At 60.3% G+C, this 14,421-nt stretch carries 16 protein-coding genes; 10 read left to right on the forward strand and 6 right to left on the reverse strand.

All coding sequences use genetic code 11. From position 1 onward, the window contains the following. Positions 1-38: 38 nt before the first annotated feature. Both FHY05_RS17370 and FHY05_RS17375 read right to left on the reverse strand, forming a co-directional pair. On the reverse strand, positions 39-374 hold the full coding sequence (locus tag FHY05_RS17370; protein WP_066779386.1) for a hypothetical protein: 336 nt from the start codon (positions 372-374) through the stop codon (positions 39-41). A gap of 19 nt (positions 375-393) precedes the next feature. Beyond that, positions 394-1,056 (reverse strand): cation transporter, encoded by a 663-nt coding sequence (locus FHY05_RS17375; protein WP_066779390.1) that lies wholly within the window; start codon positions 1,054-1,056, stop codon positions 394-396. 68 nt (positions 1,057-1,124) lie between these two features. Here FHY05_RS17375 and FHY05_RS17380 point away from each other — a divergent pair, with 68 nt between their 5' ends. The 5 genes from FHY05_RS17380 (at position 1,125) to FHY05_RS17400 (ending at position 6,074) form a co-directional block, all read left to right on the forward strand. Then, complete coding sequence (locus FHY05_RS17380; RefSeq protein ID WP_311732512.1) at positions 1,125-1,526, forward strand: helix-turn-helix domain-containing protein; 402 nt, start codon at positions 1,125-1,127, stop codon at positions 1,524-1,526. 163 nt (positions 1,527-1,689) lie between these two features. Then, the gene (locus FHY05_RS17385; RefSeq protein ID WP_260181669.1) at positions 1,690-2,307 is read left to right on the forward strand and encodes a recombinase family protein; all 618 of its coding nucleotides are present in this window, start codon (positions 1,690-1,692) and stop codon (positions 2,305-2,307) included. A gap of 792 nt (positions 2,308-3,099) precedes the next feature. Then, a complete protein-coding gene (locus FHY05_RS17390) occupies positions 3,100-4,056 on the forward strand; it encodes an ABC-three component system protein (protein ID WP_260181670.1) in 957 nt (318 codons plus the stop codon). 40 nt (positions 4,057-4,096) lie between these two features. After that, positions 4,097-4,291 carry an ABC-three component system middle component 8 gene (locus FHY05_RS17395; RefSeq protein WP_260181671.1) on the forward strand — a complete coding sequence of 65 codons (195 nt, stop codon included), beginning with the start codon at positions 4,097-4,099 and terminating at the stop codon, positions 4,289-4,291. After that, a complete protein-coding gene (locus FHY05_RS17400; protein ID WP_183945700.1) occupies positions 4,278-6,074 on the forward strand; it encodes a DUF2326 domain-containing protein in 1,797 nt (598 codons plus the stop codon). The genes FHY05_RS17395 and FHY05_RS17400 overlap by 14 nt, the downstream gene beginning before the upstream one ends. Positions 6,075-6,106: 32 nt before the next feature. Here the strand turns inward: FHY05_RS17400 and FHY05_RS17405 are convergent, their stop codons facing one another. Next, positions 6,107-7,318 (reverse strand): hypothetical protein, encoded by a 1,212-nt coding sequence (locus FHY05_RS17405; RefSeq protein WP_183945701.1) that lies wholly within the window; start codon positions 7,316-7,318, stop codon positions 6,107-6,109. Between the two features lie 422 nt (positions 7,319-7,740). Here FHY05_RS17405 and FHY05_RS17410 point away from each other — a divergent pair, with 422 nt between their 5' ends. Further along, positions 7,741-8,232, forward strand: a complete 492-nt coding sequence (locus tag FHY05_RS17410; RefSeq protein ID WP_183945702.1) for a hypothetical protein — start codon at positions 7,741-7,743, stop codon at positions 8,230-8,232. An 863-nt stretch (positions 8,233-9,095) separates the two neighbouring features. On the opposite strand, the gene FHY05_RS17415 is transcribed toward FHY05_RS17410, so the two are convergent. Together FHY05_RS17415 and FHY05_RS17420 are read right to left on the reverse strand one after the other, a co-directional pair. Continuing rightward, a complete protein-coding gene (locus FHY05_RS17415; protein WP_183945703.1) occupies positions 9,096-9,743 on the reverse strand; it encodes an SOS response-associated peptidase in 648 nt (215 codons plus the stop codon). A 48-nt stretch (positions 9,744-9,791) separates the two neighbouring features. After that, entirely contained in the window at positions 9,792-10,061 is a 270-nt protein-coding gene (locus FHY05_RS17420) for an HU family DNA-binding protein (protein WP_183945704.1), read from the reverse strand. Positions 10,062-10,124: 63 nt separating this feature from the next. Here FHY05_RS17420 and FHY05_RS22640 point away from each other — a divergent pair, with 63 nt between their 5' ends. The 4 genes from FHY05_RS22640 to FHY05_RS17435 all read left to right on the forward strand — a co-directional run bounded on the left by FHY05_RS22640 (position 10,125) and on the right by FHY05_RS17435 (position 12,712). Further along, the gene (locus FHY05_RS22640; protein ID WP_260181672.1) at positions 10,125-10,253 is read left to right on the forward strand and encodes a hypothetical protein; all 129 of its coding nucleotides are present in this window, start codon (positions 10,125-10,127) and stop codon (positions 10,251-10,253) included. Between the two features lie 77 nt (positions 10,254-10,330). Continuing rightward, positions 10,331-11,293 (forward strand): GGDEF domain-containing protein, encoded by a 963-nt coding sequence (locus FHY05_RS17425; RefSeq protein ID WP_221191286.1) that lies wholly within the window; start codon positions 10,331-10,333, stop codon positions 11,291-11,293. A 52-nt stretch (positions 11,294-11,345) separates the two neighbouring features. Continuing rightward, the gene (locus tag FHY05_RS17430) at positions 11,346-11,765 is read left to right on the forward strand and encodes a hypothetical protein (RefSeq protein ID WP_183945706.1); all 420 of its coding nucleotides are present in this window, start codon (positions 11,346-11,348) and stop codon (positions 11,763-11,765) included. 440 nt (positions 11,766-12,205) lie between these two features. Continuing rightward, on the forward strand, positions 12,206-12,712 hold the full coding sequence (locus FHY05_RS17435) for a hypothetical protein (RefSeq protein WP_183945707.1): 507 nt from the start codon (positions 12,206-12,208) through the stop codon (positions 12,710-12,712). Here the strand turns inward: FHY05_RS17435 and FHY05_RS22900 are convergent. After that, positions 12,594-14,039, reverse strand: coding sequence for an AraC family transcriptional regulator (locus tag FHY05_RS22900; protein ID WP_183945708.1), 1,446 nt, complete (start codon positions 14,037-14,039; stop codon positions 12,594-12,596). The two genes, FHY05_RS17435 and FHY05_RS22900, sit on opposite strands and share 119 nt — an antisense overlap. Between the last annotated feature and the right edge of the window lie 382 nt (positions 14,040-14,421).

Consider the following 14,421-nt stretch of genomic DNA (forward strand, 5'->3'; position numbering starts at 1 on the left):
ATTGCCGCGCGGGAAGCTCCCGGCGGATTAGGCGCTTGTCAGGCTTGGGGAGGTCGCAGAGCTGGGTCCGATGACATCCGTGCCATCGGGTCGTCGCTCCACGCGGCAGGCGCCATGGGCAGCCCGCTCACGGAGGCGACACGACCAGCCTCGAACGGAACACCGATATGATGGCCGTGGCAGCTGCCATGATGGTGCGGGTAGGACTTGTCGGCATCGGCCGGCACCTGGTCCCCGTCGCCATCGCTATGTTCAAGCGAGCTGGCAGCGGCCGTATCGACGCATCTCACGCCTTCGGTCGCATGCGCGACCGATCCCAGCCCAAGCGACAGCACGAGCATGAGACAGAGGAACAAGGCGGAAAGCCGATGCATCGGCCTTCGCCTTAGCAGCTTAGCGAACGCCATGTAACGGCTGCCTGTAAGTGGAAGGGGCAGGCGTGGAAGCGTATCGCAGTTCGGCCCGCGCCTGTCGCATGATCTGGAATCCGCCCGACAGACCGAGCACGGCCATCAACGCGGCCACCACTAGATCGGGCCACGCGCTGTTCAGCCCGAAGACGCCGCCTGCGGCCAGCACCACGGCGACATTGCCGATCGCATCGTTGCGCGAGCAGATCCACACCGAACGCATGTTCGCGTCCCCGCTGCGGAAGCGATACAGCATCACCGCGACCACGGCATTCGCGATCAGCGCCGCAATCCCCACGACGCCCATGACCTCGGCATGGGGCACAGCGCCGTGGAGCGCACCCCACCCCGCCGCGAGCAGAACATAGAGCCCGAGCAGGGCAAGCGTCGCTCCCTTCAGCATCGCTGCGCGCGCGCGCCAGGCTATCGCCATTCCGGCGACACCAAGGCTGATGGCGTAATTGGCGGCGTCACCGAAGAAGTCGAGCGCGTCGGCCTGGAGCGCTTTCGACCCGCCCGTGATCCCTGCGACGATCTCGATTGCGAACATACCGCCATTGATCGCGAGCGCGATCCACAGCGCGCGCCGCCACTTCGGGTCGTTGAGGGTGCCCGCCTTATCAGACGCGCAGCTCGTGCAGGCCATTTCGCCACCTCGATAGAATCGATCTGGCAGCCTATATGCACCCTCTAGTCGCTAGAGGGTCAAGCACTGTGTCTGAGAAACTGACGATCGGGAAGCTGGCCTCGGCGACGGGCACAAAGGTCGAGACGATCCGCTATTACGAGCAGATCGGCTTGCTGCCGGCACCAGCGCGGTCGGCCGGAAATTACCGGACCTACGAGGGCGAGCATCTGCGGCGCCTGTCCTTCATCCGTCGGGCGCGCGATCTCGGCTTCTCGATCGACCAGGTCCGGGAGTTGATGGCGCTCGCCGATCGTCGCGAACAATCCTGCATGGCCGTGGACGTGATTGCCAACCAACATCGAGATGCCATCACGCGAAAGATCGCTGACCTGACGGCACTCGCGAGCGAGCTAGATGCGCTGATCGACTCCTGTAGCCGCAATACGGTGGCCGACTGTCGAATAATTGAGGCTCTCGGTCCGGGCTGACACCTTAGCTGACCCGTAGCTCAGAGCGACGATGACTAAGTGGAGAATACCCTGACGACACATGGAACGTGGAACAGCTTTCCCGTTCAATCAGGGTCAGTCGCAGAGATATTGAACACTCGGCTGTGAGGGTCTAGAGGCTGATCGAACAGAAAGGGTCAGCATGACGCTCTTCGGCTATGCGCGGGTATCAACAATCGACCAGGACCTCGGCATCCAGGAGGCGGCGCTTCGCGCTGCGGGCTGCCAAACGATCCGGTCGGAGAAGAAGTCCGGGGCTGACCGCGGCTCGCGCACCGAGCTCCAGATCCTGCTCGACTTCCTGCGCGAGGGCGACACACTGTTGGTGACGCGCATCGATCGGCTCGCGCGGTCGATGAAGGACCTGCAGGACATCGTCCACGAGCTAAAAGGCAGGGGAGTGTCGCTTAAGGCCACCGAGCAGCCGATCGACACCGGGACGGCAGCTGGGAAGGCCTTCCTCGACATGCTCGGGGTCTTCGCCGAGTTTGAGACGAACTTGCGCAAGGAGCGCCAGGCGGAGGGCATACAGGCAGCGAAGGCGAGAGGCGCCTACAAGGGAGGCAAGTCGCGCATCGACCCGGAGGCCGTGCGCAGGCTGGCTGCTGAGGGCGTTCGACCGTCGCACATCGCGCGTCAGCTCGGGATATCCCGCGGCACCGTTTACCGCTTCATGCCAGGCCAACCGCCGCAGCGATCGAGCGCAGGCGAGGCGCCGGCGGCCAGTGCAGGGGAGGGGACGGCTGCCGATCCGTCCTGAGCACGCCTTCCTCTACCCAATAGACTGTCGTCACATATGGCGCGTCATAGCGTAGGCCGCCTACGCAGACTCCAGCATCCCTGTTGCTTCGTCCGTCCCAGGCGGCGATCATCATTCCGGCGAGTTTATCGCGGGAGGTGTTGTGGCATGCACGTGAACTCAGAAGGTGAAGACACCGAGTCAGAGAGAGCGGAGGTTCACTTTTTGGCCGCCCTTCTGGACGAGCTTATGCGAAAGGTTCTCGCCGCTGGCGTACTGACGCAGGCCGATCTGAACGACGTGGAAGCGGCCGCAGCTAAGAGGGTCGGGGGAGCCCCGCGCGCTTGGTGAGGCGCTGCCGACCACCGAACTGTGGCAGGAAACCGGAACGGCCGCTTTCGAATAGCGACGCTGCAAAACGCTGACTCGTTCACGTGATTGAGCAAGACGCCTGATTGCTGGTTGCTGGTGAAGAGCGGCTCGCCGCATCGACGCGCGGCTGGCACGTGGCCGCCGTCCAATCATGACCGTCCGGCTAATCAGCGCAAGGTCACAAGCGGGACCAACTTAGCCAGATCAGCGCAGTCCCCCTCGCTCACCGCGAAGCGGCCGTGTCCGTGCCTCACGCCGCGTTTAGCCTGCTCCACCCGCCTAGCGGGGCCGGTGTGGGCCGAGCGGCGCTACAATCGCCTGATTTCCATGCTTGGCGCAGCGTGAGGTTCAGATAGAAGGGCGATCTATGGATTGCGCGGGCCATCAATTTTGTAAGGCGGGCGAGCTTGAGAAGCCGCCCCGGCTGTACGCGTCCGTATGATGTACCGTTATGAGGACCTGGGCGACGATCAATTCGAGGCGTTGATCGTCTTCTTATGTCGCTACCTGCTCGGCGCCGGCGTCAAGGGCTTTGCGAAGGGTCCGGACGGCGGCCGTGACGCGAAGTTCGTCGGCACTGCGCAGCTTATGCCGAGCACCGCGGCTCCCTGGACAGGCACGGTCATCGTCCAAGCAAAGCATACCAACGGCTACAATAAGAGCTTCTCAGAAACCGATTTTCATAGCTTAAAATCCGAGAAGACGGTGATCGGCGAGGAGGTGCTGCGCGTCAAGAAGCTGCGTGATGCCAAGCAGATCGACCACTACATGCTGTTCTCGAACCGGCGGCTCGCCGGTAATGCCGAGCAAACGATCACCGCCTACCTCGCGAAGGCTACCGGCTTGCCCGAGGGCTCAATCTATCTCTGCGGCATCGAGCAGCTCGAATCCTGGCTGAAGCAATACCCGGAGGTTGCCAAGCTCGCCAAGCTCGATCCAGTTGACTCTCCGCTCATAGTCTCACCCGACGAGCTGGCCGAGGTCGTCGAGGCGTTCGCAGCCCATAGCGTGCTCGTCACCGAAGCGGTTGACGCGCCGCCCGAAGCGCGAACGCCTTATGAGGTAAAGAACGTTCTCAACCAGATGACACCGGAATATGCGAAGCTGCAGCGCCGGCTGTATCTGAAAGACACCGCCCAGATCCGCGCCTTCCTTGCCGCGCCGGAAAACATGCACATCCTCAAGCGGTACGAGACGGCAGTGGAGGAATTCGAGCTCAAGATTATCGCCAAGCGGAAAGACCACCAAAACTTTGACGCGGTGATGAACTATCTCGTTGATCTGCTGTTCGACCGCGACCCGGTGCTCCGCCAGCACAAGCGGCTGACACGCGCGGTCGTCTTTTACATGTACTGGAATTGCGACATTGGGCTAGGGGCAGACAATGTTGAGGCCTAGCAAACATGCTCATCCCGATCGGACGGTCGTCAACGTCGCGATGCTTTTGCTCAAGCGGCTGAAGGACAAGCGGCTGGCGGACTACAGCTCGCTGTTCGCCTATGCGCGCAAGGCCGTCTCGGGGGGCGACGTGCTGTTCCTGCCCTCGCTCAACTTCCTTTTTCTGCTCGGGCTGGTCGTCTATCATCCGAAAACAGACTCGTTTGAATATGTTGGCCTGAATGAAGCCGTCTAGACTCTACACCGATCAACCGGATCGCTTTGCCGCGGTCGAGTTTACGCCCGAGCTCAACGTGGTGCTCGCTGAGATCCGCCTGCCGGAGAACCAAGACCGCGATACGCACAACCTGGGCAAGACGACGCTCGGTCGCCTGCTCGATTTCGGCTTCCTTGCTGGAAGGGACCCGAAATTCTTCCTGTACCGGCATGAGGACCGGTTCGCGGATTTCGTGTTCTTCCTCGAGATCGAACTGCTCGACGGCACCTACGTGACCGTGCGTCGCGGTGTCGCCGACCAAAGCCGCATCGCCTTCAAGAAGCACACCGCTCGCCACCAGGATTTCTCCGACCTTGCCGAGCGCGAGTGGGACCATGTCAATGTGCCATTCGAGCGGGCAAGGGAGCTCCTCGACAGCTATCTGGACTGGCGGGCGCTCAAGCCATGGCGCTACCGCAAAGGCCTCGGCTATTTCCTCCGCTCACAGGAGGATTTCGGGGACGTCTTCCAACTGCGACGTTTCGCGAACTCGCATGCCGACTGGAAGCCGTTCCTGGCTCACATCCTCGGGTTCGATGCGGCGCTGATCAGCAAACACTACGCCAAGGAGTCAGAACTCACGGACCTGGAAGCGAAGTCCGTCACCATCCGGCAGGAGCTTGGTGGCGGTGATATTGAAGATGCTGGCAAGATCGATGGCATCCTTCTTCTGAAAATGAAAGAGGTTGAGAAGAAGCAGGCGCTGCTTGATGGCTTCGATTTCCGTAGCGAAGACAAGTCGGAAACCAAGACGCTCGTCGACAAGGTGGACGAGCGGATCGCCGTGCTGAACGCGCGTCGCTATTCTCTGTTGGCCAACCGTAAGAAGATTGTGGCTTCGCTGCAGGACGACCAAATTCTTTTTAACCCCGACGAAGCTGCCGAGCTGTTTGAGGAGGCAGGCGTGCTCTTTGGCGGGCAGATCAAGCGCGACTTTCAGCAGCTGATCGATTTCAACAAGGCGATCACCGAGGAGCGCCAAGGCTATTTGGTCGAGGAGCGCGCCGAGATCGACGCCGAGCTGAAGGTGGTAAACGCCGAACTCAACACGGCGGGCAAACGCCGAGCCGAGATGCTGGCCTTCCTGAGTGAGACGGACACCTTCGCTAAATACCGCCGCTTCACCAGTGAACTGGTTACCTTGCGCGCGGACATCCAGTCGCTCCAGCGTCAGCGCGATTTCGTCCACCGCCTGCAGCAGCTGCGCACCGATATTCGCTCGCTGCAGGAGGAAAAGATCCACCTGCAGAGCGCGATCGAGGCCGATGTTGAGACAAAGAGCGCGAGTCCTGACAGCCTGTTCTCGGCGATCCGTCTCTACTTCAACGAGATTGTCGAGGAGGTCATCGACAGCAAGGCCCTGCTTAACGTCTCGGTCAACCGGCTGGGTCATCTCGAGTTCAAGGCCGAACTACTCGACGAGGCTGGAAACGCCACTAGCGCCGATCGCGGCCACAGCTACCGAAAGCTGCTGTGCGTCGCGTTCGATCTCGCGCTAATCCGAGCGCACGGCGGCGAAGCCTTCCCACGCTTCGCCTATCATGACGGCGTGCTGGAATCGCTCGACGACCGGAAGAAGGAGCTGTTGATCTCGGTGCTGCGGCGCTACACTGGTATGGGGATCCAATCGATCGCTTCGCTGATCGATTCAGATTTGCCAAAGCGCCCGGCCGACCAGCCCTTCTTCGAGAAGGAGGAGATTGTGCTGCTGCTCCATGACGAGGGCGAAAGCGGCCGGCTGTTCAAAATGGCATCCTGGTAACCGGCGACCGCCGTTCGCCTTCTGACGCCAGTTCAGATTGGCAGGCGTGCGCCAAACTTGTCCGCGATCAGTAACTCTAGCCTAAAGAGCAGCATCAGCTGGATGAACAGCCGGGAGCTGCGCGCCAGATAGGCCGCGTAGCTTATGTTCTCGGCGTCGCCCTGCCCACCTTTGCCGGCACGATACTCAATCAGGCCCGATGCCCGATTGAATGTCATGCCACCGTGATGCGACGCATTGCGCAACTGATTGTCGAACTCGGCTGCGACCGCCGAAAGCGCCGGATTGTCGCCGAAGGCGCGCGTGCGGCCGGCTTTGTCGGTCGCACGGTACTTCTCGATTGTAATCGATGCCAGTTGGTCGAACGGGCGGTCCTCGATCAGGTTGTTAATCGCGGTCAGAATCTCCACATTGTCGCCAAACGCCTCATAAGCATTGCCGTAAAACATTCGAGTCAGGTCGAAGTTCGACGACGCGGCGACGTGGCCGTTGTCGACGGGGATGTCGGAGGCGACGAGCTGATGTACCTGTGAAAATTCGGAAAAAGCCCCGAGATAGGCCTTGCACATCTCGAAGTAGCGGCGGCTATGCGCCGCGCTGAGTTCGGTATCATAAAACGCGACAAAGCGCCCGAAGTCGGCCTTCTGGACCGCCACGCTGAGCTGCTCAAGTAGTCCTTCCCAGAGCCGATCGAAATAAGGACGCGTCAGGTCGCCGATAAACTGGAAAAGCCAGTCCTGGATCGACCTCGGTGTGTCCTCATAGCCGGCGGTGCTGACGAAGGAGTCAATCCGCCTTTGCGCCAGATCGGCCTTGCCGTTGCGGGAAAGCGACCAAGCCGCACGCAACGGCGGCCATTCCTCGGTCACACGAGCGCGCGCCGGCAATTCAGGAACAGGTGAAAGCTCCCCTGGTAACCCAAACCGCGTGCGTGCCTCGAGCATGGCGCCCACGAGCTTGCTACCAAAATCGAGGCTGGGAAAGGCGTCGGCGCGTCCGATGTCCTCCCTTGTGAATACGAAGCTCGGGTGAAGGTTGACGACGGGCCCACTATCATCATGCGTGGCCCTAGTGGCATTCGGACCAAACGTCATGCCAACGTTGTCTTCGAGCGTGATCCCCATTTCCTGCCGGCAATTCCGGCACTCGAAGTGGTGCGCCTGGATCGGCTCACCACCCATCCCGATGCGCAGTACGTGGACGGTTCCGCACTCATCGCATGAAGCATATTCTCGAACGATCATGCTTCAGCCGATAAAGGGTGCAGACTGCAAGGTCACTAGCTTCGTGGAACTGCTTTCAGGCGGGTGAACGGACAACCGCAGTTCGGCGAGGCAATCATGGGTTTGGTAACCGGGATTGGGCGTGAGCGGCCGGTTGCCGACGGTCCGTGCTCGCCGCTGTCGCAGCGGGTCCATGGGCGCAAGAGGCACGAGGTCAGCATCGTCGTCACAAGGCGCTGCTCAGCGCACCAACCTGAGGCAGGCACCCATTGATGACGCACCGGCGGGAATGGACGCGTTGATCGGTACATCGTCCTCGCGCTACTCGCCAGACGTGTTCGTCCCGCCCATCTTGCCCGCAAGCTCACGATTTTTCGTGCCAACGTCTACGGCTTTGACCAGGAGAGCGGCGATCGGCTTCTCGCGAGTTAGGATCAGGATCGATGACTTGGTATCAATCGCTAATAGTTGCCGTCCTCAGCGGCGTGTCCGCAAGCCTCGCGACTATGTGGCTATCCTTAAAGCGATTTTACAGGGAGCGTTGGTGGCAAAGACGCTTCGACGGCTGCGCAGCGGTCATAGAGGCGATCCACGATATGCAGCGCCTGTCGGAGATACACTGGCGTGAGACATTCCTAAAATCCAGGTATGATGAGGATTGGCGAAAACGGGCTTCAGATCGCGGCGCGGACGCTTCTCGCTTGTTGAGACGCTATGCCGACCTTGGCGAACTAGCCTTGCCTCTTGAGGTCGCGAAATTGCTTTCGTCCTACGTCGCAGAGACAGATCGAAGCCGTGAGCAGAGCTATCCGGTCTCATACGAAGAGATGATTGAGGAGGACAAGGGTCGCGAGGAACGTCTTCTTCTAGCAATCGTACCCGCAGCGATGAAGGGGCTGGGCCTTTCACGGTGGCAGCTGTTCGCAAACGAGTGATCGTCACCTTTCTCTCTGCGAAGGTAGCGTCTTCTTATCCCTGGTTATGCCTTTGGCCTGCCACGTTTGATCAAGGCCCTCTTGGTTAAGTGACTTCACTCCGGTCAGCGTGGCTATAAGGGTCTGCTTGCCGTCTGATGCGATCGCGATGCCTCTGACCTTTTTTTCTCCCCACTCGGGACAGTCGGCGCACTTAGAATGCATCTGCTGCTTGAACCAGCTATGGCGCTGTTCGCCAGCTAGCTGAGCAGCACGCGGGAATTGATACAGGCCAACGTATAAGAGAAGGCATAGGTAGATGACTGTGAGAGTGCCAACAAAAAGTAGGTAGCCTCGTCCCCATTTAGCTTTGGCGGAGGGTGACAACCCCCTGAATGACGTAAGTCGTCTTACCCAATAGCCTGCCAAAGAGACTAGCATGTAGATAAGGAGTGACACCAACAGCGCGGCGGGTAGCCCAACTATAAGTCCAAGGAAACCAAGCTCGGTTGAGTCTCTCAGAACCTGGTACCCAGCTGCCGTGATCGTTGCTTCAGGCAGTTGCAGAGCGCCGGGTGCCAACCAAAAGCCTCGGAACAGCGCTTCGTAGTAGGTTTGCCCGGCGTTGAAGATCCAAGCTTTTAGCGCCACTCCTCCGCCAACTATATTGACTAATCCAGCGCCGAGTGCGGTCAGGGGAACCAAGCTCTGGGGCTTTGGTGATTGCACTGAAGCGGGGCGGGGCGCGATAGATCGGTAGGAGCGAGCCAAGCTGACCTCCTTGTGAACCTAAGCTCAATCCTCGCGGGTCATGATATGTTCCTGCGCGCTCGCGTCTCAGGGCTTCCAATTAGTGGTGGAGCCGACGAGCGACCGTAACCACGTCAGCCAACCTCGTGACGCTCATCACGCGAGACCGTCATCAACTGAGAAGGATAGGGGGCAACGAGCCCGCTGATCTTCTCCCAAGGCGCGGTCAGCCAGTGATCATAATCGTCATCATCTAGGATCACCGGCATGGCCTTCGGATGTATCGGCGCCACGACCGCGTTTGGCTCCGTAGTGAGGAAGCCGTAGGCGTTGCCGCGCTCGGTCGGCCGCCAAATGCCCGCGAATGCGAAGATCGGACGGCTCGGTACGTCGAACCAGTGCAGCGGCTTTTTGCCATCCTCACCGGGAGCGATCCCATATTCCGAGAATGACGTAACCGGCACCAGACAGCGACGCGCCGGCGTGGTCAGCATCGATCGCCAGAAGCTGGAGCTTAGGTTGCGTACGTTGGTCACGTACTTCGTCAGCTTGACCGATGGATCGCGCTTGCTGGGCACCTGCGTCGGTACGCCCCACTCCATGCGCTCGAGCCGGCGATCGTCGCCGTCCTTCACGATCACGGCGCCGTAGAAGGACGTCTTGTTGCCGGTGGGGAAGATGTCGCCGGCGGGAAACGTCTCGTCTGGTTCGTAGGGCGGGCGGATGCCGAACGTCGCCATCACCTCGGCCTGCTTGGCCGTGAGCCGATACCGATTACACATCCGCGCCTCCTGTTAGCGCCGGCGAGCTACCTCGCCGGCGCGCATGCATCAGAGCTTGTCCTTCAGGCCCTTGGCAGCCGTGAAGGCGACCTTCTTGGACGCCGCGATCGTCATGGTTTCGCCAGTCGCCGGGTTGCGGCCTTCACGCTCAGGTCGATCCTTGACGGTGAACTTGCCGAAGCCATTGATCGAGACCTCCTCTCCCTTCGAAGCTGCAGCCGCGATCTGGTCGAACACCGCGGTGATCGTCTTCTTCGCGTCCGCCTCACTCGTGCCGGTCGCAGCCGCGACGCCCTTGGCCAGCTCACCAACGTTCATGCTATTCGTACTCCCTGAGAAAACGGGGGGACCATACTGATGACAGGCGCTGAGACAACGATCGTGCTCGACGACGCGAGCACCAGTGCGATCCGGCTCATGCTCTCGAAGCTGGAAGAGCATGACGTCGCGGCCGTTTTCGAGATGGTCGGTGGCACCGGTCCGATCGGTGACCTCGCCGCGGGGCGATGAAGGATCGCAACATAGATCTGTAATCGCTAGCTTACCCGCACAGGGAGGGGAGGGACCGGGCATCACGACGGAGGGTGATGATGGTAGATCGACGCAAGCGACCGCAGGGCGGAGCCGACGTTCTCGTCTTCCTTGATCGGCATCGTCTCGCCCACACCCCTGAACATTATGCCTTCGGCCACGAGTACCTGAACGGCGACAATGAGCAGCTTCGAGAGCGAGTGAACGGCGCGATCGACGGCGGTGTCCGGCTCACCGAGGAGCAGGTTCAGGAGCTTCGCCCAGCAGTACGGGCGGAGCTTGCCCCCGAGCTGGACCACATCACCATGCGCGTGATCGACGTTGTCGGGGATGCGATGGCCGTCACGACCGATCTCAGCCGTGAGCTGGTTACCGCGTCGGCAGCGCTGCTTAACGAGCCCGGCGCTAGCGTCGGACCGCTGCTAGCCACGATGCTGCGCCGCGCGGAGAGCGCAGAGGCGAGTTTCGCTGAAGCTGCGGCCCGCGCGCGGCAGATACGAGCCGAGCTGACCGCGCTACAAGCGGAGGGGAAGCACGATCCTCTTACAGGGCTGACGAACAGGACGGCCTTCCAAGAACGGCTAGCAGGCGATCTCAGAAGCCCGACATGCGTCGCGCTCGTGGACATCGATGGGCTGCGCCAGGTCAATGACGGTCACTCGCCGGGGGTTGGTGACCGCCTGCTGAAGGTCGTAGCACGTGCGCTCGCCGACTACGGCCGCAGCCATCTCGTCAGCCGGTGGGATGGTGGCACCTTCGCACTTCTCATCGAAGGCATGGATCTGCGCGCCGCAGGAGAGATGGTTACAGCCGCATGCGAGGCGATCGGCGCGCGCGAGTTGAAGGTACGCGAGAGCGACGCGCCGCTTGGCCGGATCTCGCTATCTGCCGGCGTCGTAGCCAGCCGCGGCCGCGAAGTGGAGGCGCTGCTCGACGCGGCGTGGCAGCAGCTTCGAAGCGCAAAGCGGAGCGGCGGAAATCAGGTGAGCGTGGAAGGCGCGTTGACCGTCGCGCAATGACCATGAACGGTCGCAGGCGGCGTCGCCCTTCGGGCCCTGACGAGTGTAGCTCGTGACGATACTACTTGCGCTCCTGATTGCAGCAGCAGCCTCCCCATCCGACCGGACGGTCTTTGCGTGCCGCATGGGCGACCGGACTGCCGCAGTCGTCAGGATCGGGTCGAACTTGATATATCGCTCCGTACGGCGGGGCCGGGTCGAGTTGGAGGTCCCTCATGGACGCTACGCCCAGGAGGGGTTCTCAGGCGGAGGGGAACTGCAGGCTGCCTTCCGCAACGGCCCATGGACCTACGTCGTCTACGAACGCACCGTCAGAACCAGCTTCCACGGAACGAACGATCCGAGCTTCGAGGCTGGCGTCGATGTGCTGCGAGGAGGCCGCGTTGTCGCCCGTCAGCGCTGCACGGATGGCAGTAGCCAGTTCACTGGGCAGTTAGCCGGCATTCCCGAGGGCGGGTTCATCGAGCACTGACGATGCTTAGAAGCCATCCCTCCTCCAGCACACGCGCGAGGCCGTCGGCGGTATAAGGCTTTTGGAGGAGCTCGAACCCATGGTTCCCCTCAGCGGGGAGGATGTGACTGTAAACGCTCGTCAACACGACAGGCAGCTTGGCAACGGCTCCGCAGTAGCTTGGCAAGCGCGATGCCGGACATACCCTGATCGGGTAGAGCCAACGGTTCTCAGCGCGGATCGGCAAACGGATTCTATGGGTCAGGCCGGTCACCTTGAAACGCGCTTCTTTCCGCTTTGTTGGCGCCTCGTTGCGCTGCCGTTCCGCCGGAATTGACATCGTAGCGAGGATGGCTGTCGGGAACCAACGCCGCTACCAGTTACCGGATAAGACAAGTTACCGGGTTAAGGGGAGAGGCCCAGCCGCCTTCTTGTCGTATCGAACCTTGCCGAAGGAGCTCATGCCCGAAGACCACTGCTTCTTTATACACGAGGTTGGCCGGCGCGAGGAGGCTGTCGCAGCCTACGACGGCGCACGAGCGCTCGGCGTGCATCCCGGCATGGCGGCGAGGAGCGCTTCTGCCGGCGTCTGGATCGCGGATCTGCTGTCGGTCGCGCGTCGGCTTGGCCTGCCGGCGATCACGCGTATCGACCAGGCGCTGGACGCTGTCGCAGAGCCGATCACGCCGCGCGAGGACGCCGAGGTGCCGCTCGTCGAGCGCCGGCTGCTCGAGCCGATCGGCTTGGCCGAGGCGATCGAGCAGCTCACGGGCGACCTGCTAGGGGATCTCTCCGGCGTGCTGCAAGGGCGCGGGCTCCGCGCAAAGGCTATGCATAAAAAGACGCCGCCTATATCTCGATCGCGGTCGAAAGAGGGTCTATTCCGACCGTCGCTAACATCACGCTGCGACTGCACGCTGCAATCTGCTCAAAAGTTGACCTACTCTCCCTGGCCATTGCTGCTCTAAGCGCATGCAGTTTCAGAACTGAGCTAACAATTGCTGCCATTGACGTACGCTGAACCTCGTCCGAAGTAGCATTCGCGAAGGTATTCAAATTGCAGAAGGCCTCTCGGAAGCGATAACAGATCGGGAGGATCTGTTCCCGTGACGGAAGCGGCCTCGATCTCGCCAACATTAGCCCCAGTACGAAATCCAGTCCAACAATCATCGCAAGGTCGGACGTACCGAGTTGCCACTGGCCGTGTGATTGCGCATAGGTTGCAAGAACATTTTGCCTGCGAAAAAAATCCGCCAACATAAGGGCGTTCTCGGAATTAGAAGCCGAGACTTCGTCGACGAGATCCTCCTCAAAGCGACGGAGGTCGGACAGATTGCAGATACCAGTTGCTATCGGCGGAGCTGCGGATTCCTCACCCAAAGCCCGCTCTAAGCAGGTAGGAAACGTCGAGCCGAACCAACGTCTAAGGCTCGTAAAATCTTGAGAAACCATAAAGCTAAAAGGGTATACTCCATCTTCTGAATCTGTTTTCCGCGTCACAATCGTTGAAAAAGGCATAAGATCAAGCGGCGGGACGTGCGAGTCGCCTCCCAGCCAAGCTCGCGGCGGTTGTCCAACGATATCACAGAAAACTCGATAGAATTGCGTGTAACTACCGAAGCCAGCATCAAGTGCCGCGGTAAGTATATTCCTTGAGGTCGGGTAAATCGAGAAGAACCTATTTAGCCGTGTGCGATTTAGTAATTCCTTGAAGCTAACCCCAAGCTGCTGCGGTAAAAGGTGGCCGACGTAATCCGCAGATAGCCCGCATCGCTCAGCAGCTACGCCTAAGGTAGTCACCGAGGGATCCGCGGACAGTATTTCAACGATTTTGATAACGGCCGAATGAGGCCGTTTGAAACGACCTTCAACGCCCATCATGGTCATGCGCCATGCTGTGCGGAAGGCATAATAAATGCCCGCGTTATAGAGACGCGGTTCCGCCGCATCCTGACTGACATGCCGAAGGAGGCGATCAAGGGCTACGGCGTCCTCAGCTGACAAAGTTCGATGAGGACGGCTTAGAACGTCGCTGAGAAAGCTGTTATCTAGTGCGCCATCTGAGATCGTAGCTACCCACATGTCTAGGTCGGCGGATCGCTCAAGCCGATGCCGCTTGCCTGGTGCGAGCCAGATCAAACTGCCGGGGCCTATATCAAAAGCCTTATCATCGAAGTGGTACACGCCTGAACCAAAGAGTACGAGGTTAAACTCACATTCCAAGTGCGCATGGTCGACGGCAATCGTCACGCCCGCCCCAGTGCGCCTGATTTCTGGATGAACCGCTATCACCACTTCCTGGCCCTATGGTTAAGGTATCTCATGAAGCACCTGGACTTGTAGAAGGGATAAGCAAGAAGCCCGCTTGCTCCCCGTCGATTCCTCCTTCGTTTCGGCTTGCCTTCTACCTCGTAAGGGTTTGCCGTTCCCCAGCGTCGGGGCTGTGAGTCAAGGCGACACTCATACCACGGATTTTGCAAAGTTTCAGCACGGTTGCTGCAAGGAAAGGCGCCGCATTGGGTGGTATGTACTCCGGGCGAGAATGGTCGGGTGCTCAGTCGCGTAGTCCACCTGGGTTACTAACAGCGGTTATGTCACGCGGCACGATGTATTTGGGCCATTCGCGTCAAACCGGGGGGGCACTGCCTTGTCTAAGCTGATCAAGCTCCAGAACTGC

The sequence above is a fragment of the Sphingomonas sp. BK580 genome, from assembly GCF_014194975.1.
Classification (GTDB): Bacteria; Pseudomonadota; Alphaproteobacteria; order Sphingomonadales; family Sphingomonadaceae; genus Sphingomonas.

Bases quoted from the DNA above. Each gene is read 5' to 3' on its own strand.
- FHY05_RS17420 (WP_183945704.1), bottom strand. From the start codon at position 10,061: ATGAACGTTGGTGAGCTGGCCAAGGGCGTCGCGGCTGCGACCGGCACG.
- FHY05_RS17405 (WP_183945701.1), bottom strand. From the start codon at position 7,318: ATGATCGTTCGAGAATATGCTTCATGCGATGAGTGCGGAACCGTCCAC.
- FHY05_RS17370 (WP_066779386.1), bottom strand. From the start codon at position 374: ATGCATCGGCTTTCCGCCTTGTTCCTCTGTCTCATGCTCGTGCTGTCG.
- FHY05_RS17390 (WP_260181670.1), top strand. From the start codon at position 3,100: ATGTACCGTTATGAGGACCTGGGCGACGATCAATTCGAGGCGTTGATC.
- FHY05_RS17410 (WP_183945702.1), top strand. From the start codon at position 7,741: ATGACTTGGTATCAATCGCTAATAGTTGCCGTCCTCAGCGGCGTGTCC.
- FHY05_RS17435 (WP_183945707.1), top strand. From the start codon at position 12,206: ATGCCCGAAGACCACTGCTTCTTTATACACGAGGTTGGCCGGCGCGAG.
- FHY05_RS17425 (WP_221191286.1), top strand. From the start codon at position 10,331: ATGATGGTAGATCGACGCAAGCGACCGCAGGGCGGAGCCGACGTTCTC.
- FHY05_RS17385 (WP_260181669.1), top strand. From the start codon at position 1,690: ATGACGCTCTTCGGCTATGCGCGGGTATCAACAATCGACCAGGACCTC.
- FHY05_RS17375 (WP_066779390.1), bottom strand. From the start codon at position 1,056: ATGGCCTGCACGAGCTGCGCGTCTGATAAGGCGGGCACCCTCAACGAC.
- FHY05_RS17395 (WP_260181671.1), top strand. From the start codon at position 4,097: ATGCTTTTGCTCAAGCGGCTGAAGGACAAGCGGCTGGCGGACTACAGC.
- FHY05_RS17415 (WP_183945703.1), bottom strand. From the start codon at position 9,743: ATGTGTAATCGGTATCGGCTCACGGCCAAGCAGGCCGAGGTGATGGCG.
- FHY05_RS17400 (WP_183945700.1), top strand. From the start codon at position 4,278: ATGAAGCCGTCTAGACTCTACACCGATCAACCGGATCGCTTTGCCGCG.